This is a genomic window from Acinetobacter sp. YH16042, from assembly GCF_013417245.1.
GTDB classification, from domain to species: domain Bacteria; phylum Pseudomonadota; class Gammaproteobacteria; order Pseudomonadales; family Moraxellaceae; genus Acinetobacter; species Acinetobacter amyesii.
This window is the reverse complement of sequence record NZ_VPEJ01000005.1, coordinates 109933-132334: the sequence shown is the minus strand read 5'-3', so window position 1 is coordinate 132334 and position 22402 is coordinate 109933. Positions and strand designations below refer to the sequence as shown.

Annotated in this window: 19 protein-coding genes; 10 read left to right on the top strand and 9 right to left on the bottom strand. The window is 41.0% G+C overall.

Translation table 11 applies throughout. The annotated features are described in order from the left end of the window. Nucleotides 1-25: 25 nt before the first annotated feature. The gene (locus FTV37_RS05690) at nucleotides 26-1321 is read left to right on the top strand and encodes a hypothetical protein (protein ID WP_180063230.1); all 1296 of its coding nucleotides are present in this window, start codon (nucleotides 26-28) and stop codon (nucleotides 1319-1321) included. A gap of 46 nt (nucleotides 1322-1367) precedes the next feature. Here the strand turns inward: FTV37_RS05690 and FTV37_RS05685 are convergent, their stop codons facing one another. Beyond that, nucleotides 1368-4262 carry a valine--tRNA ligase gene (locus tag FTV37_RS05685; RefSeq protein ID WP_180063229.1) on the bottom strand — a complete coding sequence of 965 codons (2895 nt, stop codon included), beginning with the start codon at nucleotides 4260-4262 and terminating at the stop codon, nucleotides 1368-1370. A 184-nt stretch (nucleotides 4263-4446) separates the two neighbouring features. Between FTV37_RS05685 and FTV37_RS05680 the strand changes: the two genes are divergently transcribed. From FTV37_RS05680 to FTV37_RS05670, 3 genes are all read left to right on the top strand, one after another. Next, nucleotides 4447-5118 carry a hypothetical protein gene (locus FTV37_RS05680; protein WP_180063228.1) on the top strand — a complete coding sequence of 224 codons (672 nt, stop codon included), beginning with the start codon at nucleotides 4447-4449 and terminating at the stop codon, nucleotides 5116-5118. A 44-nt stretch (nucleotides 5119-5162) separates the two neighbouring features. Beyond that, nucleotides 5163-5969, top strand: a complete 807-nt coding sequence (locus tag FTV37_RS05675; protein ID WP_180007565.1) for an SDR family oxidoreductase — start codon at nucleotides 5163-5165, stop codon at nucleotides 5967-5969. Nucleotides 5970-6043: 74 nt separating this feature from the next. Further along, nucleotides 6044-7060, top strand: a complete 1017-nt coding sequence (locus tag FTV37_RS05670; RefSeq protein ID WP_180063227.1) for a hypothetical protein — start codon at nucleotides 6044-6046, stop codon at nucleotides 7058-7060. A 34-nt stretch (nucleotides 7061-7094) separates the two neighbouring features. On the opposite strand, the gene FTV37_RS05665 is transcribed toward FTV37_RS05670, so the two are convergent. The 8 genes from FTV37_RS05665 to sdsA form a co-directional block, all read right to left on the bottom strand. Beyond that, the gene (locus tag FTV37_RS05665; protein WP_180005074.1) at nucleotides 7095-7538 is read right to left on the bottom strand and encodes a YbjQ family protein; all 444 of its coding nucleotides are present in this window, start codon (nucleotides 7536-7538) and stop codon (nucleotides 7095-7097) included. 3 nt (nucleotides 7539-7541) lie between these two features. Further along, on the bottom strand, nucleotides 7542-7898 hold the full coding sequence (locus FTV37_RS05660; protein ID WP_078192212.1) for a YbjQ family protein: 357 nt from the start codon (nucleotides 7896-7898) through the stop codon (nucleotides 7542-7544). A gap of 150 nt (nucleotides 7899-8048) precedes the next feature. Beyond that, the gene (gene adeK / locus FTV37_RS05655; RefSeq protein ID WP_180005082.1) at nucleotides 8049-9500 is read right to left on the bottom strand and encodes a multidrug efflux RND transporter AdeIJK outer membrane channel subunit AdeK; all 1452 of its coding nucleotides are present in this window, start codon (nucleotides 9498-9500) and stop codon (nucleotides 8049-8051) included. Continuing rightward, the gene (locus FTV37_RS05650) at nucleotides 9500-12679 is read right to left on the bottom strand and encodes an efflux RND transporter permease subunit (protein ID WP_180063226.1); all 3180 of its coding nucleotides are present in this window, start codon (nucleotides 12677-12679) and stop codon (nucleotides 9500-9502) included. Before FTV37_RS05650 ends, adeK begins: the two co-directional genes overlap by 1 nt. A gap of 12 nt (nucleotides 12680-12691) precedes the next feature. Then, complete coding sequence (locus tag FTV37_RS05645; RefSeq protein WP_180063225.1) at nucleotides 12692-13957, bottom strand: efflux RND transporter periplasmic adaptor subunit; 1266 nt, start codon at nucleotides 13955-13957, stop codon at nucleotides 12692-12694. Nucleotides 13958-13999: 42 nt separating this feature from the next. Further along, a complete protein-coding gene (locus FTV37_RS05640) occupies nucleotides 14000-14596 on the bottom strand; it encodes a phosphatase PAP2 family protein (RefSeq protein WP_180063224.1) in 597 nt (198 codons plus the stop codon). Between the two features lie 152 nt (nucleotides 14597-14748). Further along, a complete protein-coding gene (locus FTV37_RS05635) occupies nucleotides 14749-16800 on the bottom strand; it encodes a site-specific recombinase (protein ID WP_180063278.1) in 2052 nt (683 codons plus the stop codon). A 31-nt stretch (nucleotides 16801-16831) separates the two neighbouring features. After that, nucleotides 16832-17809 (bottom strand): All-trans-nonaprenyl-diphosphate synthase, encoded by a 978-nt coding sequence (gene sdsA, locus FTV37_RS05630; RefSeq protein ID WP_078191391.1) that lies wholly within the window; start codon nucleotides 17807-17809, stop codon nucleotides 16832-16834. A 459-nt stretch (nucleotides 17810-18268) separates the two neighbouring features. Here sdsA and rplU point away from each other — a divergent pair, with 459 nt between their 5' ends. From rplU to FTV37_RS05595, 6 genes are all read left to right on the top strand, one after another. Continuing rightward, nucleotides 18269-18580, top strand: coding sequence for a 50S ribosomal protein L21 (gene rplU / locus FTV37_RS05625; protein ID WP_078191390.1), 312 nt, complete (start codon nucleotides 18269-18271; stop codon nucleotides 18578-18580). A gap of 19 nt (nucleotides 18581-18599) precedes the next feature. Continuing rightward, complete coding sequence (rpmA, locus tag FTV37_RS05620) at nucleotides 18600-18854, top strand: 50S ribosomal protein L27 (RefSeq protein WP_067764378.1); 255 nt, start codon at nucleotides 18600-18602, stop codon at nucleotides 18852-18854. A 330-nt stretch (nucleotides 18855-19184) separates the two neighbouring features. Then, entirely contained in the window at nucleotides 19185-20150 is a 966-nt protein-coding gene (locus FTV37_RS05610; protein ID WP_373683559.1) for a hypothetical protein, read from the top strand. Nucleotides 20151-20162: 12 nt separating this feature from the next. Then, complete coding sequence (locus tag FTV37_RS05605; RefSeq protein ID WP_180063223.1) at nucleotides 20163-20426, top strand: YadA-like family protein; 264 nt, start codon at nucleotides 20163-20165, stop codon at nucleotides 20424-20426. Between the two features lie 232 nt (nucleotides 20427-20658). Then, nucleotides 20659-21354 carry an outer membrane lipoprotein chaperone LolA gene (gene lolA, locus FTV37_RS05600; RefSeq protein ID WP_111885313.1) on the top strand — a complete coding sequence of 232 codons (696 nt, stop codon included), beginning with the start codon at nucleotides 20659-20661 and terminating at the stop codon, nucleotides 21352-21354. 176 nt (nucleotides 21355-21530) lie between these two features. Next, nucleotides 21531-22307, top strand: coding sequence for an RsiV family protein (locus tag FTV37_RS05595; protein ID WP_180063222.1), 777 nt, complete (start codon nucleotides 21531-21533; stop codon nucleotides 22305-22307). Nucleotides 22308-22402 lie beyond the last annotated feature (95 nt).

Sequence of the window (22402 nt, the reverse complement as noted above, 5' to 3'; positions counted from 1 at the left end):
ACAACTCATTACAAGAAGGTGATGTGTGGCTGAATTGAATAATACTTGGAAAGATTTTTTTAATAAAGAGAATGTTTATAGCTATGCTAAAGCTTCAATGGATTTATATGAATATTTGAAAACTTTAGATGGAGAATACAGTAGTATTGTAGTTCCAAGTCGTGGAGCTATGCCATTTTTAAGAAATGCTTCTTCATTAAATTATTTAAAATTACAAACATTTGAAAATAGAGAAGAAAGATTTGCTTTTAAAATAGAAAGTTTAAAAGACTGTTTAGGTAATTATTGTGTATTACCTTTTTCAGCAGACCCTTTCGATGAGTTTAATACTCAATCTATAAGAGGTTTTTGGGTAAAAGTACTTAAGGATTTAATTAATGCTAAAAAAGATAGCACGTATTTAAAATTTTACAGATTTTTAGTTGAAAAAGTTGCTCATGAAGGATGGTATCATTCACTTCACTATAATTTACCTAATGATAAATTTATTTTTATTGATACTGTAGTTTCAGGTCAAGCTATTTGTGAAATTATTGAACATTTTAAGGAAAATGATCTTAATAACTTCTATTTAATTCTAATAGTTGATGAAAATGGTGAAAAAATTAAACCTGAATATAGAAGAGTTCTTGATCAATATATAAGTATGCAGAAATGTACTTTAATAAATGTTAAAAAACTTTATACAGAGGATCAAGGTCCCGCTGTGAGTGGGATTTGGAGTACAGTCTATCCTCAGCTAATGTCTAGACTCAATGAAAAATATGAGTGGGCAAAAGATATTTATGGTGCAGGAACATTCTATACAAAAGTGTCAAGCTCTCAAGAAATTAATGGTTTTACCACGAGTGAGGCGGATTATAATTTGCCTATTACTATTATGTATAGTACGTTAAACCATCACGTATCGATGGTTTTGCAGTATTGGGTTAGAAATGAATCTTTAAAGAAAAATAAACGATTTTTTTCTTCTGAGTTACTGTCTGATGATTTGGTTCAACAACAAATACGTGAAAATAATTCAAGATTAGATCACATGCTTGATTTTTCTTTTTTTCATGATTGGGAATATTTAGAAAAATTCATTGATGGAAATGAAAATCCTTTAGATAGAGAAACAACCAAAAGATTATCAATTCCAAGGCTTGCAGAAAAATATGATGAGTTTGATATTAATATTAGCAGCTCACATTTAGTAAGAGTTACATTTCCTGAATCTAAAGTTAGAGATCTTTTTAATAGCTTTGAAAAAGATTATATGACATTAGATAATGTATTTCATGATTCTCCTTTTGAAAGAATTAATCAAAGAGTGAAATAAAAAATCCCCTCATTAAGAGGGGATCTTTTTGAATCAAGCTACAGCATTACAGCGCCGCAATCTGCTCCATATTCGCTTTAATCTTCGCTAGCTGGTCAGCAAACTCAGCAAGTTTTACTTTCTCACCTTCAACCACAGCAGCAGGTGCTTTTGCCACAAAACCTTCATTACCAAGTTTAGTTGCAATTTGGTCATGCTGTTTTTGAACCTTGTCTAAGTCTTTTTGCAAACGACCCAATTCCGCTTTAGGGTCAATTAAACCCTTCATTGGAACGAATACAGACACGTGACCCACTACAGAAGAAGAAGACAATGGCGGTTGTTCAGCATCAGCCAAGAAGGTAATGCTTTCAACTTTTGCCAACGCAGTGAATAAAGCTTCAATACGAGTGATCTGTGCTTTTTCAGCATCAGTGGTATTTTGCAGAAGAACAGGCAATAAACGTGCATTACCTAGACCCATCTCACCACGGATGTTACGTACCGCACCAATCAAACCTTGTAGCCATTGCATATCTGCTTCAGCTTGTTCATTAATCAATGCTTGTTCAGCAACAGGGTACTGAGCCAACATGATTGTTTCGCCAGAAATGTTTAGTTTCGGCGCAAGTGTTTGCCAGATTTCTTCTGTTAAGTAAGGCATCAATGGGTGAGCCAAACGTAAAGACGCTTCCATGACTGCAAGAAGAACACGACGTACTTCAGCTTTACGCTCAATCGATACGTTTTCGTCATTTAGAACAGGCTTAGTCAGCTCTACATACCAGTCACAGTATTCATTCCAAATGAACTCGTAAATCGCTTGTGCAGCCAAGTCTAAACGATACGTCGCGAATGCTGTTTGCACCGCTTGTTCTGCTTTTTGCAGACGGCTCACGATCCACTGTTCAGGCAATTCCCAAAGGTCTTGACGAGCATCGATACCAATCACTTGCTCTTCGCAGTTCATCATCACGAAACGGGTAGCGTTCCAGATTTTGTTGGCAAAGTTACGGTAACCTTCAACACGTTTCATGTCGAACTTAATGTCACGACCAGTGTTGGCAAGCGCACAGAACGTGAAACGAACCGCATCTGTACCGTAAGACTGAATGCCTTCAGGGAACTCTTTACGGGTTGATTTCTCAATCTTGGCTGCTTGTTTCGGGTTCATCAAACCAGTCGTACGTTTTTGTACTAAAGTTTCAAGGTCAACACCGTCAATCAAGTCTAATGGGTCAAGCACGTTGCCCTTAGATTTAGACATTTTCTGACCTTCGCCATCACGTACCAAACCGTGAACGTACACAGTTTTGAATGGAACTTGAGGTGTGCCGTCTTCATTTTTCATGAAGTGCATGGTCATCATGATCATGCGGGCAACCCAGAAGAAGATAATGTCGAAACCAGTCACCAATACATCAGTCGGGTGGAACGTATTTAAGAAATAGTTTTCTTTATCTTTTGCTTCGTCACCAGTCCAACCTAAAGTTGAGAATGTCCAAAGACCAGAAGAGAACCAAGTATCGAGTACATCTTCGTCTTGTTTTAATTCAACTTCAGGTGCAATGCCGTTTTTCGCACGAACTTCAGCTTCATCACGACCTACAAATACGTTACCTTCAGCATCGTACCAAGCAGGAATACGGTGACCCCACCACAATTGACGTGAAATACACCAGTCTTGAATGTTATTCATCCAAGCCATGTACATGTTGCTGTATTGCTCAGGGACAAACTTAATTTGACCGTCTTGAACCGCTTTAATTGCAGGCTCAGCAAGTGGTGCAATTTTTACGTACCATTGGTCTGTTAGAAGTGGCTCAACGATCACGCCTGAACGGTCACCACGAGGTGGCTTCAAGGTATATGGTTGAATTTGGTCTAACCAGCCTTCAGCTTCCGCTTGAGCAACCAATTTTTTACGTGCTTCAAAACGTTCTAAACCAATGTAGTCCGCAGGTGCAGGAATGGTTTTAGAAATTTGCTCGCCCGCTTTTGCGATGTATTCAAACTCAGCCAACACTTCAGCATTTTTGTTGAAGATGTTGATGATTGGAAGTTCACAGCGTTTACCCACTTCATAGTCATTGAAGTCGTGCGCAGGGGTGATTTTCACACAGCCTGTACCAAATTCTTTGTCTACATATTCGTCTTTTACGATAGGAACAGCACGGCCTGTGATTGGCAGGATAATGTTCTTGCCAACAAGCGCTGCATAGCGTTCATCATCAAGCGCAACCGCAACAGCTGTATCGCCAAGCAATGTTTCAGGACGTGTTGTCGCCACAACGATGTGATCTTTGCCGTCATGGGTACGAAGTGACTTATCTTCAAAGAAATATTTGAAGTGCCAAAGTGAACCTGCTTCTTCTTTATCAGACTCAACTTCTAAGTCAGAAAGGGCAGTTTGTAGTTTAGGGTCCCAGTTTACGAGGCGTTTACCACGGTAAATTAAGCCTTCTTCATGTAGCTTAACAAATACTTCTTTAACCGCATTTGATAAGCCTTCATCCATGGTGAAGCGTTCACGTGACCAGTCTACAGATGAGCCTAGACGACGAATTTGACGGGTAATGTTCCCGCCAGATTGTTCTTTCCATTCCCACACTTTTTCGATGAACTTTTCACGGCCAAGGTCGTGACGGCTAATGCCTTCTGCGCCCAATTGACGTTCAACAACCATTTGCGTTGCGATACCTGCATGGTCGGTACCCGGCTGCCAAAGGGTGTTTTTGCCAGACATACGGTTATAACGAGTCAACGCATCCATAATGGCATTGTTGAAACCATGACCCATGTGCAAGCTACCAGTGACGTTTGGTGGTGGAATCATAATACAGAATGAATCACCTTTTTGAGATGGCTTGAAGTAGCCTCTCTCTTCCCAAGTCTTGTACCATTTTTTTTCGATCTCGGTCGGATCGTAGGTCGTAGCAATATTTTGCGCTGAATCAGTCATAGTCTAAACAGATCAAAAGTGGATAAAAAATTAGATCTATTGTAGCAAAAAAAATGGTGAATTAGGGATGTTGGGCGAATGTTAACTTTTAGGATTTGGCAGTAAATAAAAGAGTCCGTATGATAGGACCTAAGATAAGAAGTATCCATTGATCCCAAAACTAAGATAAAAGGAGCAATATCAAATGACTTATTCTATTTCTTTAAAGATTCAACCTACGACATATCAACGTTTTGAGACGATTCATCAAAAACTCAATGCAGGTGAAACAGAAAGTCAGTCCAAAGCCTTAGGGGATAATTTAGCGGATATTGCATGTGAAATTTTAGATCAAGTTTTTGGCCAAATGGCGCGCATGAATAAGTCTGGAGACAATGAATCCGAAAAAATTATTCAGCAAATACGTGAAACGACCCGTAAATATATGCCGTGGTCGGTGTCTTTTTTCAGCAATGACCGCCTTGTACCGATGGTAAATTATTTATATGGACGTTTTTACAGCGAAGATGGTCAGCATTATATGCATTATCCGATCGATGCCTCTTTAGCCACTGACTTGCTGGGCTATGTCAGTCAGATGAAAGATGGGCAAAATCAATACGTGCCGCTCGCGTTGAAAGCATTCACGCAAGTGGTCGATGCAGGGGTGACGCATTTGGTGCGTGAACCGAAAAAAATGCTGAAATTTAACATGGTGGTGGATAAAACTTTAACCGGTGTCATCAATCTCACCACGCAACTCGGTTATAAACGTTTTGATAAACTCGGCAAAATTTATGATGCACAATCGATGAGTCAGTACTTTGATCATTTTATGGTGTTTTTGAACAATGAGCCTGTACTACGTAAAGCATAAAATACATATAAATGAATAAATTAGTTATTTAAAAGGATGTCAAAATGGCAAAACGTGATGATTTGAACGGAAAAGTGGTATGGATTACTGGGGCATCGTCAGGTTTGGGTGAAGCTTTAGCAAAAGAATGTGCTTTGCAAGGGGCGCAGGTCATTTTGACCGCACGTCGTTTTGAAGAGTTGGAAAAAGTCCGTGTTTCATTATTACATCCAGATCAGCATCTTTCAGTGTGTGCAGACATTACCAATGAAGAACAAGTTCGACATGCTTATGAACAAGTCCTTGCGCATAAAGGTCGAATTGACTGGCTAATCAATAATGCGGGATTGAGTCAGCGTGCATTGATCACGGATACGACCATGCAGACTGAACGAGCCATCATGGAAGTAGATTATTTTTCTCAAGTATTTTTGACTAAAACCGTTTTACCGACTTTTTTAGCGCAAAAGTCTGGTCGAATTGCTTTTGTTTCAAGTGTTGCAGGCTTATTAGGGACACAATACCGCGCGACCTATTCTGCTGCAAAAGCTGCCATTCATATGTGGGCGAACAGTCTACGTGCGGAAGTTGCGGATCAAGGGGTGGGCGTATCGGTGATATTCCCCGGATTTGTCAAAACCAATGTTTCATTTAATGCACTCAATGGTGCCGGCAAGCCACAAGGGCATCAGGATGAAGCCATTGAAAATGGTCTAGAAGCCAATGAGTTTGCCGAAACAGTAGTGCAATCTTTGCAACGAGGGGAAGAATACATCGTGGTGGGTGGTTCTAAAGAAAAGCTCGGTGTTTGGGTATCACGTTTATCACCGACAACGTTGTATAAAATGATTCGTAAAACCAAAGTGAAGTAAGTTTTATCAAGTTTAAATTGTTTAAAAGTCACTTTTAAGAGTGACTTTTTTAATGAGTAACGAGATTATAAGAAATGAAAAAGAATAATTTTAAAAAATGGGGAATAGCCATCATTTTGTGCGCAATCATTGGTGCAATCGGTACAGTGGCATATTTTTATTTTAAACAGAAAACTCAAAAAATTGAGCAGAAGTCAACGCTCGAAAAGCCTGAAAAAGAAATAGGAACTGTATCAGAACCCGTTACTGAATCTGTTGAGATTGAACCTAATGTTGAAGCGGCGAGTGCAGAAGTTGTAATACGAGGACCAAATGAGGGGTGGTTACCGATCGAAGCACTGTTTGATGAACAAGGATTATTGAAGTCTGAGTATTACAGTCAAAATCCTCAAGATTCAGATGTTGATAAATTACCTTATAGCTCGAATAAAATTGGTGATTTTAAATGGCGAGCTGAATTTCATCCTGTTGATGATTTTAAAGGCGATCAGGCTAGATTCAAAGATCAATGTTTTGGATATTGTGTTTTAGTGAAAGATAAGTTGCTGACCAGTGTTGAATCGACTGTATTTACGGGAGCATTTATTGCGAAAGATCATTTGGTCGAAGTGATTGCACATAAGGGGAGTGGCGCATATATGCCTGTCAACTATAGCTTTATCAAAATCGACAAAGCTGGTAATGCAGAGTTAATCTCAGATGATCATAATTCTTACAAAGATCAATTGGCTCGTATCAATCATTCGGGACTCGAGATTGACTTAAAACCATTTAGAAAACTTCAATATTTTCTTCTAATGAATGAAAATGGTTTAAATGTGTCGATGCAAAAAACCAATAAGGTGGATGTCGAAGCGACTCAGTGTAAAGAGTATTACGAAGGAACATTAGAGGCATGTCCAACTTTATATGGATGTAAAGCTGACATTGTGGTGCAAGATCTGGCACGTGCTTATGCTGGAGATGTTGCATTTAGTTATCATGATCCAAATATTGATGAAAAAAAATTTAATGAAGTTTGTTTTAAAGTTTGTCGCAATGAAAATGTGAGTTATGAAGAGTTTGAAAACACATTGTGTAAAGTAAATTAAATAGTAAAAATGAATTGGGGGAGAAGTAGAGAGATCAGATGTCTCTCTTTTGAATTGCAGTCCCATACGCAAAGACTTCGACCATGCCGCCTTGCATACCCAGCTCAGTGGTGCTTAAACGCAGACCCATAATTTGCGTTGCGCCCATTTTTTCAGCTTCTTGCTTTAAACGCACCACGGCTTCACGACGTGCCCGATCGACGATGCTTTCATAACTGGTTAAACGTCCGCCAAAGAAGTTCTGAATATTGGCAATCACATATTTAAAATAATCATGTGAAATCACTACATTACTTGAAATCAGTTGTCCGAATTGTTCAGTAGTTTTAAAGCGGTTGTTGTCTATGCGAATATGCGCCAATCGCTTTTCTTGAGCTTCGAGTTCTTTGAGATGTTTTTGTTCGATATGGCGACCGAAGCCCCAGCCAATACAAAAGAGCACCACAAAGATCAGGACTTTAAAAATAAAGGCATCCATGACTTAGTCCTGAGTTGGAAATGGGTCTGGGAGTTTTGCTGAGTTGGCTTCTACGCGAACTGCCGTGCCATACACAAATAATTCAGAGGCGCCTTGAGCAATATTTGAGGTTGAAAAACGGATACCGACGACCGCATTCGCGCCTAAGGCACGTGCTTTATCAATCATACGGCTCATAGCTTCTTGACGAGATTCTTCGAGTAGTTCTGTATAACCTTTGAGTTCACCACCCACGATATTTTTTAGGCCAGCCATAAAGTCACGACCAACATGTTTACTGCGGACAGTACTGCCATAAACGACATCAAGTTGTTGTGTAATGGTATGACCTGGAACAGATTCAAGATTACTTAAAAGCATTTTTAGTTATCAATATAAAAAGGTGAATTGAAGATAGGAAACTCTTCAACAAAAAGCAATATGTTCATTTTTATTTTGTAGCTCCGATCTAAAAATGAAAAAGCCCACCGAAGTGAGCTTTTCAAATATTACGGGCTAGGCTAAATCAAATTATTGTTTTGATGCAGCTTTACGCTCAGCAGTAGAAGGTTGGTATTGCACAGCATCAGAAGTGTTGGCTTTGATACCACCACCAAGTGTTTTATACAATTCAACTTGATTGTTGAGATTTGCTTGTTCAAGCAACAACAAACCTTGCTCAGCCGCATAAGATGCACGCTGCGCATCAAGTACAGTTAAGTAGCTATCAATACCAGCACGGAAGCGGGCATTTGACAGTTTGTAGGTTGTATTGGTTGCATCAACTAAACGGCGCTGTGCTGCAATACGGTCACCAATGTTTTGGCGAACTGCAAGCGCATCATTTACTTCACGGAAAGCTGACTGAACTGATTTTTCATAATCAGACAATGCAATTTTCTGGTCAGTTTCAGAAACTTTAATATTGGCCTGACGTGTACCCCAGTCGAAGATTGGAATATCTAGGCTAGGGCCAGCAGACCATACAAAGTTGCCTGATTTAAATAGATCACCTAAGTCCGTTGAAGCATAACCCGCAGAACCTGTCAGGCTAATCGTAGGGAACAGACGTGCTTTAGCTGCACCAATGTTCGCACCAGCGGCAGACAGTTTGTATTCAGCTGCACGTACATCTGGACGGTTGTTCAACAAATCACTTGGAATACCTGAACCAATGGTATTGGTCGAAGTAATACGATTGACACGTTGGTTCGGCAGCAAGTTCGCAGGCACTTGTTGACCCACTAATAGGTTCAATAAGTTTTGCGCTTGAGCAATTTGAGTCTTGTAGTTCGCAACATCATTACGTGCAGTTTCTACAGAAATTTGAGCCTGACGAACAGGAACTTCACTGTCAATACCGACATCAAAACGCTTTTTGTTGAGGTTGTAAGATTCAAGCTGAGCCTTTAAGGTTTGATCCGCAAGCTTCAAGTTCGAGTTAGCGTATGCATAGTTTAACCATGCTTGAGCCACTTGACCGATCAACGCAATTTGTGTTGCATCACGGGCACTTGCAGTTGCAAGGTAACTGTCTAAAGCATTGTCTTTTAAGCTACGTACACGACCCCAAAAATCAAGTTCATAGGCAGTGACACCTAAACCGACATTATAAGAGGTGATAGGCTTTGAATTCATCGTGTCTTGACGAAGTACACTACCACTTGCACCAATGGTTGGTAATTGACCATTGGCAGTGATTTGATACTGTTGCTGTGCACGTTCAATATTTAAAGCAGCCGTACGTAGGTCACGGTTATTGGCTAAAGCTAAGTCAAGAACTTGTACCAGACGTTGGTCAGCAAAGAAATCTTTATATCCTTGTTCAGCAACAGAAGTACCAGAAGCACTTGCTGTGTAGCTTTCGGGGATATTGGTCTGAACAACCGGCTCTGGACCACGCATGCTTTGGCAGGCAGCCAAAGCAAGCGCAAGTGAAGAAACCGCAATGCTACGACCTGCAATAGACCATACATTTTGCATCACGATAAATGCTCCTGATTATTTTGTTGTTTTGGTTTGTACTTAAAGATACTTCGGATCCATACATAGAACACAGGAATAAAGAAGATACCAAGTAGGGTAGAACTGATTACGCCACCCAATACACCATAACCTACGGAGTGCTGACTACCTGCACCTGCACCCGAAGAAAGGGCAAGCGGAAGTACACCAAAACCAAAGGCTAAAGTGGTCATGATAATTGGACGTAGACGCATTTTAGCGGCATGCAATGTTGCGTCAAACAGATCTTCACCTTTTTCTTGAAGTTCTTTGGCGAATTCTACGATCAAGATCGCATTCTTCGCAGACAAACCAATGACGGCAATAATAGCCACCTGGAAGTAAATGTTATTCGCCAAGTTTGGATTTTTGAAGAACACCATTCCAAGGAAAGTCAGTAATAACGCACCCAATACACCTAATGGTACAACCAGTAATACTGAGAACGGAATAGACCAGCTTTCATACAAGGCAGCAAGACATAGGAAGACGATTAACAATGAAAGTGCGTATAAGAATGGTGCTTGTGCGCCAGACTCACGTTCTTCTAGAGATAAACCAGTCCATTCATAGTCAAAGCCTTGAACGCCCATCGAAGGAAGTTTTTGTACAATTTCTTCCATCGCTTTCATCGCATCGCCCGAACTTACACCCACACCCGGTGAACCTTGAATGTTCACAGATGCGATACCGTTATAACGTTCAAGACGTGGTGAACCATAAGTCCATTCGCCAGTAGCGAAGGTCGAGAATGGAACCATTGTGCCTTGGTTGTTACGAACATACCACTGGCTCAAGTCTTCAGGCATCATACGTGCCGCAGCTTCACCTTGTACATAGACTTTCTTCACACGACCACGGTCAACGAAGTCGTTGATGTAAGAACCACCCCATGCCATACCCATTGTGGTATTGATTTCAGCAATGCTGACACCCATGGCACCAGCTTGAGCTTGGTCAATCGTGATTTTGTACTGTGGCGTATCTTCTTGACCGTTAGGACGAACACCCATGAGGCGTTTATCTTGAGCAGCCATACCGAGCACCATATTACGGGCATCGATAAGTTGTTGATGGGTTTGACCTGCAGAAGCTTTTAACTGCAAGTTGAAGCCGGCAGTTACACCCAATTCAGGCATTGCTGGTAATTGGATTGGCATGATGTATGAAGCATCCTTCACGATCATGTTCAATGCCATACCACGTTGAATAATCGCACCCACTTGAGATTCAGGTGATGTACGGTCTTCCCAATCTTTTAACTTGATGAATGCAAGACCTGCGTTTTGACCTACACCTGTGAACGAGAAACCGGCAACACTGAATACAGAATCGACATATTTTTCTTCGTTTTTCAGGAAGTAATCGGTCATTGCAGTGACAGTTTTATCCGTACGCTCAAGTGAGGCATTCGGTGGTAACTGTACCAGTGTCATTACAACACCTTGGTCTTCTTCAGGTAAGAATGATGATGGTAACTTTTGGAATAAAAGCACTAATAAGCCGATTACAACTGCATAAATCACACCAGAGAAAATCTTGTGGTGTGTCATGAAGTTCACGCCGCCTTGGTATTTATGCGCAACTTTATCAAAAGAGCTGTTAAACCAACGGAAGAAACGGGCAAAGATATTGTTGCTTTCAGGTTTGTTTGGATCATGTTGTTTCAACATGGTCGCACATAGGGCAGGGGTAAAGGTCAATGCCACAATCAATGACAGAATCATTGCTGTTACCAGCGTGATTGAGAACTGACGATAAATTACACCTGTCGTACCACCGAAGAATGCCATCGGCACGAATACAGCGGTTAACACAGAGGTAATACCGATGAGGGCACCCGAGATCTGTTTCATTGAGATTTCAGTTGCAGTCACTGGGTCAAGATGATCTTCAACCATGACACGTTCAACGTTCTCTACGACAACAATCGCATCATCCACGAGGAGACCAATCGCCAGTACCATCGCGAACATGGTGAGTGTGTTGATCGAGAAACCAAACATGTTAATGACAGCAAAAGTACCCAATACCACTACAGGTACAGCCAATGTCGGAATAATCGTTGCGCGCCAGTTCTGTAAGAATAAGAACATCACAAAGAATACAAGAATCACGGCTTCTACAAGGGTATGTACAACACTTTCAATCGATAACTTAATGAATGGAGTCGTATCAAATGCAAGCGTGTCTTCTAAACCTTCAGGGTAGTTTGTGCGAAGTTCTTTTAAACGTGCTTCAACAGCTTCGGCTGTGTCTAATGCGTTTGCACCAGTTGCTAGTTTGATCGCTACACCACCAGCAGGTTTGTTGTTGAACTTAGAGTCGAACTGATAGTTGTCAGCACCTAATTCAACACGTGCAACATCACCTAAACGTACCTGAGCACCATCACTACTGTTACGCAGGAAAATGTTTTTAAACTGCTCTGGTGTTTGCAACAAACTTTGTGCTGTAACTGTCGCGTTCAGTACTTGACCTTCAGTTGCAGGCGCACCACCTAACTGACCAACAGCAACCTGAGCATTCTGTGTACGGATAGCCGCAGCCACATCACTCGGTGTAACTTGTAGGTTTGCCATTTTGGCTGGATCTAGCCAAATACGCATCGCATAAGAACCACCGAATACTTGGACTTCACCTACACCTGCCACACGGCTGAGAGGTTCAGAAATATTCGAGTTTACATAGTCCTTAATGTCGTCCGCAGTCAACTTACCCGATGGTGAGTGGAATGCTACAACTTGTAGGAAGCTTGCGCCAGATTTGGTGACTTTTACACCTTGACGTTGTACGTCTTCAGGTAATAGCGCTGTCGCAGACTGGAGTTTGTTTTGGACTTGAACTTGGGCGATATCTGGATCGATCCCTTGTTCAAAGTTCAATGTAATAGATGCTTGACCGTTACCCGCACTGTTTGACGAAATATAACGTAAGCCATCCAAACCATTCATTTGTTGTTCAATGATTTGGGTTACGGTGTTTTCAACTGTTTCTGCAGACGCACCAGGGTAAGTCGCAGAGATTGAAACCGTTGGCGGCGCAATGGTCGGATACTGTGCAATTGGCATATTAGATAGCGTGAGTACACCCGCCAGCATAATCACCAATGCAATCACCCATGCAAAAATGGGGCGGTGAATAAAGAATTGAGCCATTCAGTCTACTCCCTATGCGTTTGAAGTAGCTTTTTGTTCAGATTTAGGTGCTGCTTGTTCTGCAACTTTAGCATCTGGCTTTGCTGCAGCAGGTTGTTGAGCACCTTGAGGTGCAGCAGCCTGAGGTTGATACGGTTTGGCTACAACTTGTTGCTCAGCTTTCACTTTTGCAATACCGTCAACAATCACTTTATCGCCAGTGTTTAAGCCTTGAGTCACGATCCAGTTTGCACCTTGAGTACCAACAGTGGTTACAGGACGAGATTCTACAGCACCTTTTGCATTCACAATCATTGCCATTGCTTGACCTGTAGGGGTACGTGTAATAGCAGCTTGTGGAATAATGTAAGCGTTTGGAATCACACCCTGAACGATGCGAGCATTGGCAAACATACCCGGAAGTAATAAATGGTTCGGGTTAGAAAAAACAGCACGAAGTGTAACCGTACCTGTATCTGGGTTTACACTTGCATCAGAAAATGCTAAACGACCTTCAATCGGGTATTCACTACCATCTTCAAGACGTAATTTCACTTTGGTGTTATTACTGCTGTCCAAGTTGCCTTGGCTTAATTGTTGACGTAAGCGAAGAAGTTCAGCACTTGATTGGTTAATGTCAACGTACATTGGATCAAGACGTTGAATTGTGACTAATGGATCAGCTTGAGATGCAGTAACTAATGCACCAGCAGTCACTGTTGAACGGTTTGTTTGACCCGAAATTGGCGCACGTACAGTTGAATAACCTAAATTAATTTCTGCATTTTTAAGTTCTGCCTGAGATGCCGCAACATCTGCTTCAGCCAGTTTAACTTGAGCAACAATATCGTCGTATTCTTGTTTAGAAATCGCATTTGAGCCAACAAGCTGACGGTAACGACCTTCTTTAACACGTAACACGCCTAAATTTGCTTGTTGACGTGTTAAAGCAGCACGAGCACTGTCAGCTGAAGCACGGTTTGTACGCGAGTCTATCTCGTACAAGGCTTGTCCTTCGCGAACATAGCTGCCTTCTGCAAATAGACGTTTCAGTACTACACCACTGGTTTGTGGACGTACTTCTGAAATTTCATAGGCAGATGTACGGCCAGAAAGTTCAACAGATTGTTCAACGCTTTGCGGTTGGGCAACAATGACACCGACTTCAGTTGGTGGCATTTGCTGTGCAGCAGCAGCTTGCTGTGCATTTTTAGGATCTTTGCTACAACCAACAAGTGCAATACTTGTTGCCAATGCGCAAGCAGTCAGGGCGGGAGCCCAAAGCTTTGCAGACATCATTGTTCCACCTCAATTAGATATTTATCTAAATTATTCATTTGTTTACGCTTTACTGATTTTGATGTAACTCAAATAAAGTAGCGCGATCCAAATAAAACTTATGCTCCAACCGGATAAGACATCTGTCGGAAAATGAACCCCAACATATACTCGCGAAACACCCATACACAGCATCCATAACAATGCCAAAATGGTGATCAAGCGATGTTGAGCATGTTGTCGGCAAATCAAGATCATCAGACACGCAAGCGATGCAGCATAACAACTGTGTGCGCTTGGGAATGAACTCCCGTAAGACGCTACAAGATGGTACATTTCTGGGGGGCGCGGTCTGGTGAACGTAAATTTAAGCAACCATGCAAGGCCGATACTTCCAAAGATCCCTATACTGATAAAAACAATCTCTGTGTATTTTTTATACCACGCAAAGTGTAAACACCATAGCGTGGTGAAAAATAATACAAAAGGCATGCCGCCTAGCGCGGAAAGTCCGATGGCAATTTGATTAAAAACAGCAATACGGTGCTGACTCATCCATTCCACGATATTTAAATCTAATAGATTTAAATAGGTGGGATAAAGCGACAACACACTGATAATTAATGCAAAAAAACCAACAAACAGTAGCGTTCGTGGCATATTTTATTCCTTGTCATTTTAACCGGTTTGAGCTCGGTTAATTAATGGACTAAAGTGTACTCATCAGTACACTTTATTTCAAGTCTGTGTAAATCATACTGATTTTATTTTTTGTGTTCATTTACATCTTACTAAAATAAAACACAAATCTGCTAATGATTGTTCTTACTGGCTTGTGTGCCATCTTCAACTTCAAGTGGGGCTTTTGGTGGCCAGAAAAAGTCACTTGGTCGCGTTAGAAAATGAGTCATCACCAATTTAGCCAGTGGTTTCCATTGTTCAAATCTTACGCGACGTGCCCGTAGTGCCACAATAATGGTTAACGTGAAACTGACGAATAAGTTAGTCAGACCGATCAGAATAACTCCTAAGAATGACACAATGATTAAGCCAATGTCTGGTGAACCATTAATATTGATGAGGCCTTGAATGAAGTTGGCCGAGGCGAAGGCGATATGGCGAATATCTAAAGGTAAACCAAAAATAAATCCAATCGTTCCCATACTGCCTAGCATGATCCCGAATAAGAAGTTACCTGCTAAAGCACCTAAGTTTCGCTCAATGTAAGCGGCAAGCTTATCCAGTCTCTCTTGACCCATGATGCGTTTTAACTTTGGATGTGCTTGAATCCGTGGTCCAACTTTGCGATAGATCGCCATGTTGTCAAAGTACCCAGCAAGCAAACCTGATAAAAACAAACATACCCCAGCTATCGCAGCATGTGGCACAGCCAATGAGGTAAATGGATTGAGGTCGTGTAAGGTTTTAGCTGCTTTTGCATGATTCATTAATGGCTCATGTAAAGCCATGTCCCAACTGAGGGCGATCAATGCTGCAACAGGAATCGCAATACTAATGTTGCCTAAGATTGCAATAAACTGGGTTCGAATGATGTTAATAATCAGCGCGGCAAGTTCGGCAATCTGCGCCATTTTCGAGCCTTTACGATGTTGAACTGTCGAGGCAAGGGCGGCAGCTGTCATCGCAGGCTGTTTGGTAGCAACCGTAAAATGTAAGACATGAATCAGCATAAAGCCGAAAGAGTAGTTCAGACTATATGAAATGGCTTGCATGAGCGGTGCCATGCTGACACGGGCCATCAGCACTTTTAAAGTTGCCATACATGCAATGATCACACCGGCACCTGCCGCAGATCGGTACATGCTCATAAAGCCTTGTTTGTCCGTACTTACATAGTGTTCGCCAGTTTTACTTGCGTTTTCGGTGACTTGTAGGGCAACCAATTCACTATTGGTGGCGAGCAAATCGCGCACACTGCGTTCGTTATAAATCGCTGACGTCACATCACTGAGTAAACTACCCATAGACACATAGCGGACATCATCTTCTTCAACAATCAGGTTGAGTAAGATTTCTAAGCGATCTAAACACTGTTCTAAAAGCGACAATAAGTACGTTAGGCTGACACTTACGCCAATTCGTTTGGTCGCACGCCGAATCTTCAGCACCACATCACGACATTGTTCCAGCATTACCAACGCTTGAGAAGCATCTGGCGGTAGCACAGCACTCATTTCTTCAGCACTTTGATGGAGCTTTTTATACTGCTGAATAAAATCATTTATTTCACGGTTTTGCACCAAAAAAGGTGATTCATATTCGGTCAGTTCAGGCTGTGCATTAATAAATTCAGGATATAAGCCAATACCACTTACCCGATAGGACAAAACGGTAATGGCTTTAATTAACTCACGGCGAATTTTCTTTTTTTCTTCCTGATTGCTATGACCTTGATTAAATAGTCGAAAGAGCTGCATCCATTGCTGATCATCAATACTGTCCAGCCAATATTTGTCGCTATGACGATAAAAAACTCGACGGACTAAATCTTGTAATTGAGTTTCGTCATTGATCAGAGGAAGAAAATGTGCGCCAAGCCGTTGGAACAGTTGTCCCCAGAAACCATCGAGAGACAAAATACCCGTGTCCGCATATAAACTGGTTTGTTTATATCGGCTAATGAGCTTTAGGACAAAACTTTGCAGGGTAGAGGCTGCATCTGGCGTGATGAGTAAAGCTTGGATGAAAGCCTGAAATTTTTTCTTAATTTCGTTGGTATTTTTTGTATCTTCTGGTCGAATTCGGTTGACCAATTCGATCAGCAGGTTTTCATCCAGCACAGCCCGAGGGGTATCGAGCTGTTGCTGCATGGTCAAAAAGATATCATTGAGTTTTATATGCATAGGCAAGGGGAATTACGATGAATATTGTTAATTATTGAATTCGGTGTAATGCCAAGTTTGCGAGGTTGATTAAAGCTTGACGATATTCAGTATCTGGTAGCGCTGCTAAAGCGGCTAGTGCTGCTTCAGTTTCTTCAGTCGCACGTTGGCTACAATAATCGAGTGCCCCAGAGCTTTGTACAATTTGAATAACACGCTCTAAATCTGCCGTACCACCTGTGGCAATACTGCGGCGAATAATGTCATGTTCTTCGCCAGTGGTATTCTTTAAGGCAGAGATTAAAGGTAAAGTTGGTTTACCTTCCATCAAATCATCACCAATATTTTTACCTAATGTTTCAGCATCTGATGTGTAATCTAAAATATCGTCAATAATTTGAAAGGCATTTCCAAAGTGTCCGGCAAATTTTCTAAGCGGTTCACGGTACTCTGGTGTACCAGTCAGAATCGCTGCACCTTCGGTAGCGAGCTCAAATAAACGCGAAGTTTTACCGTGAATAATATCTAAATAAGTTTGTTCAGTAGTTTCGGGTTGGTGCTGTGATTGAAGTTGTAAAACTTCACCTTCAGCAATTTCACAGGTACCCGTTGAAAAGTCTTTGAGTAATACCTTGCTGTCTAGATCCACCAATAAATCAAAAGCACGAGAAATTAGAAAATCACCCACAAGTACGGCAGTTTGATTATTCCATGTCGCATTTGCGGTTGGGCGACCACGGCGTAAACCCGATTCATCGACTACGTCGTCATGAACCAAGGTTGCGGTATGTAGCATTTCAATAATTGCTGCAAGTTTACGGTGTTTTTCTAAATCTTCTGCGCCACAAGCCTTTGCTGCAAGTAAGCACATAATGGGACGCATGCGTTTACCGCCTGCTTCGACTACATGTTTACTGACTGCCATGACCAAGGCAACTTTAGACGTGATCCCTTCATTAATAAATTTGTCCATCGCAGCAAAGTCAGTAGCAACAGGCGCGAGAATATCTTGCTTAAAGTCGATGGTCATATGAAGAGAAACCTCAATAATTTTTGAATTACAGACGTAGTGTAGCAATTTGTTATATGAATAACAGATAAGAACTTACTCAATTGACTTAATCTTAAGTGATTTTTTTCATCAAGCGGAAGTATTGTACTTATTTTTTAACAGACTTTTATCTTTAGCATGTTGTTTGAACAGCATGTTGTTGATGTAAGTCCAGTGTATATTAGCGAATTGTTGCTAAAAATCTATGTCAAACCTTGCCAAAAGCATGATAAGTGAAATAGAGCACTCATTTTAATGGTTTTAATGACACTGTTTATATAATAAACGCATACTCATCTAATATTTTACGGAAATGACTTGTTGTTTTTCGGGTTATCCCTTAAAATCTTTGCCTTTGCGAAACCCCAGTGACGATCGTTTTAAGATCGGTATATCCCTTTACCGGCACGACAACACGGGCATGTTTGGAGTACTTAAATGTACGCAGTAATCCAAAGCGGTGGTAAACAACACCGTGTAGTTGAGGGTGAAACCCTTAAAGTAGAATTATTGAAAGCTGAAACTGGCTCAACTGTTACTTTTGATGACGTGTTGATGCTTGTTAACGGTGACAGCATTCAAATTGGTGCACCAGTAGTAGCTGGCGCTAAAGTAACTGCTGAAGTAGTTAGCCATGGTCGTCACGACAAAATCCGCATCATCAAAATGCGTCGTCGTAAACACTATCGTAAACAACAAGGTCACCGTCAATGGTTCACTGAGTTGAAAATTACAGCTATTTCAGGCTAATTACGAGGAGTAAGTAGACATGGCAACTAAAAAAGCCGGTGGTTCGACTAAAAACGGTCGTGACTCGAACCCAAAAATGTTGGGTGTTAAAATCTACGGCGGTCAATCTGTGACTGCTGGTAACATCATCGTTCGTCAACGTGGTACTGAATTCCACGCTGGTGTAAATGTAGGTATGGGCCGTGACCATACTTTATTTGCAACTGCTGACGGCGTTGTGAAATTCGAAGTGAAAGGCCAATTCGGTCGTCGCTACGTATCTGTTGAAGCGTAAGCTTGAATAGAAAAAAAACCCGCATTTTTGCGGGTTTTTTTTCGTCTGAATAAAATATGAGGTATTTTTTAGATTGTTACAAAGGGTTTACAAATCAATAAATCACCATAAATAGTGATTTAAATCACAAAACATAAAGAGCGTAATAGAGGAGTACAAATACAAAAAAAGGATAGGGACATGAATAAAATATTGAATACAGTTTTTATCAATGCTGACTATCAGAAAAGGAATTGTCCTGATAAAAGCCAACAAATTGCATTTTAAAAGACACTACAACTTGGTGAAACAACTTCAATCGCTATTAAAGCTGTACCAAAATTACTTGCTGTGAGTATTTTACTTTCTCTAGGTTCAATTGCATGGGCTGGTGGGAGTGGCTCGTCATATCCTGAGCATACTTGTAATCGTTGCAATAGTGGTATTCCTGGGCCAGTAGGGCCAATGGGACCTCAAGGTCCTGCTGGTGAGACAGGAGCAACAGGTGCACAGGGTGAGACTGGAGCTAAAGGTGACAAAGGAGATACTGGAGCAACAGGCGCTACAGGTGCTACTGGTAAAGATGGATTAAATGGCCGAGACGGCATCGATGGTAAGGATGGGTTGAACGGTCTGAATGGTAGCAATGGTTTAGATGGTGCAAGTGCTTATCAAGTTGCGGTGAACAATGGTTATGAAGGCAATGAAGACCAATGGCTAGAAAGTCTACATGGTGCAGTTGGCGCACAAGGGCTAACAGGTGAAAATGGTTTCAGTGCATATGAACTTGCGATAAAAAATGAATTTGTCGGTACTGAAGTTGAATGGTTATTGAGCTTAAAAGGAACAGATCCGTACATTAAAATACAATCAAACGTTGCCAATATAGCACCTAAACCAACTGCGAATGGACAAGATGCGATTGCAGTTGGTGCAGGTAATAAAGCTGATGGTAATCAGTCTATTGCCCTCGGTGTAAACAATACAGTCAGTGGTGATGGATCTGGTGCATTAGGTACCAATAATACAGTCACTGGTAATAATACCTATGTGGTTGGTAACAATATCAACACCTCTGCAAATAATGCTGTTGTACTTGGCAATGGTTCAAGCTCTGACCGCAATAATACGGTTTCCGTTGGCTCGGCTGGTGCAGAGCAGCAAATTATCCATGTGGCAGCTGGTACGGCAGACACCGATGCGGTAAACGTGAAACAAATGCGTCAAGCAGATCTAGAAGTGTTAAATAGTTCAAAAGCATATACAGATCAGCATGGGGCAAATGTACTTAATCAAGCCAATAGTTATACCAATTAACGTGTGAATGAATTGAACCATAATTTCAATAAATTTAAAGATAATGTTTACGGTGCTGTTGCTTCAAGTATTGCAATCGCCTCCTTACCTCAACCCACAGATGCTGGATATAACATGTTCAGTGTAGGTATGGGGACTTGGGAAGGTTCACAAGGCTATGCAGTAGGTTTTGGTGGAGTAACTGAGAGCAATAAATATGTGTATAAATTGGCTGCAACAGGGAACTCTGAAGGTGACTTTGGCGCTGGTGCATCGATCGGTTGGCAATGGAAATAACTCAATATTGGATTATTAAAATTGCTAAATCGTTGTTTAACTATTTGAAAGGCATTTGAATCAAATCAAGTGCCTTTTTATTTTATATTTCTCCATCATGATGAATAAAAAACAGCAATTTGCATTAATAACCATACAAAACTTCTTATTTTCTCTAAATTTAGTCAATGAAAGTGGTTTAAGATGGAGCCATCTAACAAATTGCGTTGATGCAAATATAAAAGGTGAATCTATGAAAATGCTTCGTAAAACCATCTGTGCTATGGCATTAGGTGCAGCGACACTGGCACCGGTTATGAGTACGACAGTATTCGCGGCACCAGTTGCAGCGTCGGAGCAGCAGGCAACTGCCAATTTGGTGAAACAATTATCGGGTATTAAAAGTTTTACTGCTAACTTTCAGCAAACTACAAAAGTGACCAACCCGAAAGCTACTCAAAAGAAAGGTTTAAGTGCGCAGCATATGAACCAAACTTTTACTGGGGTCATGAAAGTTCAGCGTCCGGGTAAATTCTATTGGGAAACAACCAGCCCATCTAAGCAAACCATTGCGACTACAGGTAAAACGGTTTGGATCTATGACCCAGACCTACAACAAGCGGTACGCCAAAGCTTAGATGACCAAGTTGCGAATACGCCTGCATTATTATTGTCAGGTAATACAGCTCAAATCATGAAGTCTTATCGTATTACACAGCCGAATAAGACCAAAACCTATTACACCTTATATCCAAAAAGTGATGATGGCGTGTTTCAAAGCTTAACCATTAGTTTTGGTGCGAAAAATGCACCGACCTTAATGATCCTCCAAGACTCATTAGGTCAAACCACGCATGTACGTTTCAATAATGTGAAGGTGAATGCATCCATTCCTGCATCAACCTTTAACTTTGTGCCACCCAAAGGTACAGACATTATTGATCAATAATTGTTATGAACGAAAAAAAGCAGACATTGGTCTGCTTTTTTTTATGGAAAAATGTAAAGAAAGCAAGCTGAATTCAAGTGAAATTTAGTAGTATGCTGATATTCACAGGTTGCTTAAATGAAGTGACTTGTGGTTTTGATTGTTGCTCTAGGGAACTTTGGGATGAAAAAAATCATATGAATAATATAGCTTGGGCTGTTTCAGCAGTGGTTTTAATCGGGTCATTAACGGCCTGTCATCCTCGAAATGAACCTGTTGAAGGTGCAACAACGGAACAGAAGCCAGCGGTCGTCGCTGATGTGATTCCACTTATTCAATCTAAATCTGTTGCGATGCAATTACCAAAAGCACAAGCTTGCGATGCGGAAGGTTGTACCCAATATACGATTCAAACGGTTGAAACCAATGTTGATTGGATTAATCAATATTTTACTGACCGAATTAAAAAGGCAGATCCAATTGCATTTTCAACTGAGCCGAATCAAAAAATTGATTTATCGGACAAGACGGATGCAGGCCTAAGTCAAAGTACCACTTCTGTTCGATATATTAGTCAGTGGGGACATATCGCAACTTTTGCGATCGAAAGCTATACCTACGCAGCGCATGCTGCTCATGGCATGTCTCATGTTGAATATGTCAATTTTGATTTAAAAGCCAAAAAACGTTTGGCTTTACAAGATGTCTTGGTCAAAGGTGCAGATGCGAAAGTGATTAGCGCACTTTTTGATGCCAACTATATGTGGTTAGATAGTCACGATATTGAACGTTCAAAACTACAGTTAAGCGATAATTTTTATTATGGCGCGAACGGGATCGTATTCGCTTATCCACTGTATGAATTGGCGAGCTACGCAGAGGGCATGCCTGAGCTAAAACTTCCATATTTTATGGCTAAAGGGCTATTTAAACCTGAATATTTACCAAGTTTGCCAAATTACGAAACCAAATAAGACAATTTGCAGCAAGATTATTGGTCTAATAAGGGGCAGCTGTAAGCTCGGTCACTGTATTTTTGAGTGTTAAGAGCTTACACTATAGCCAGTTT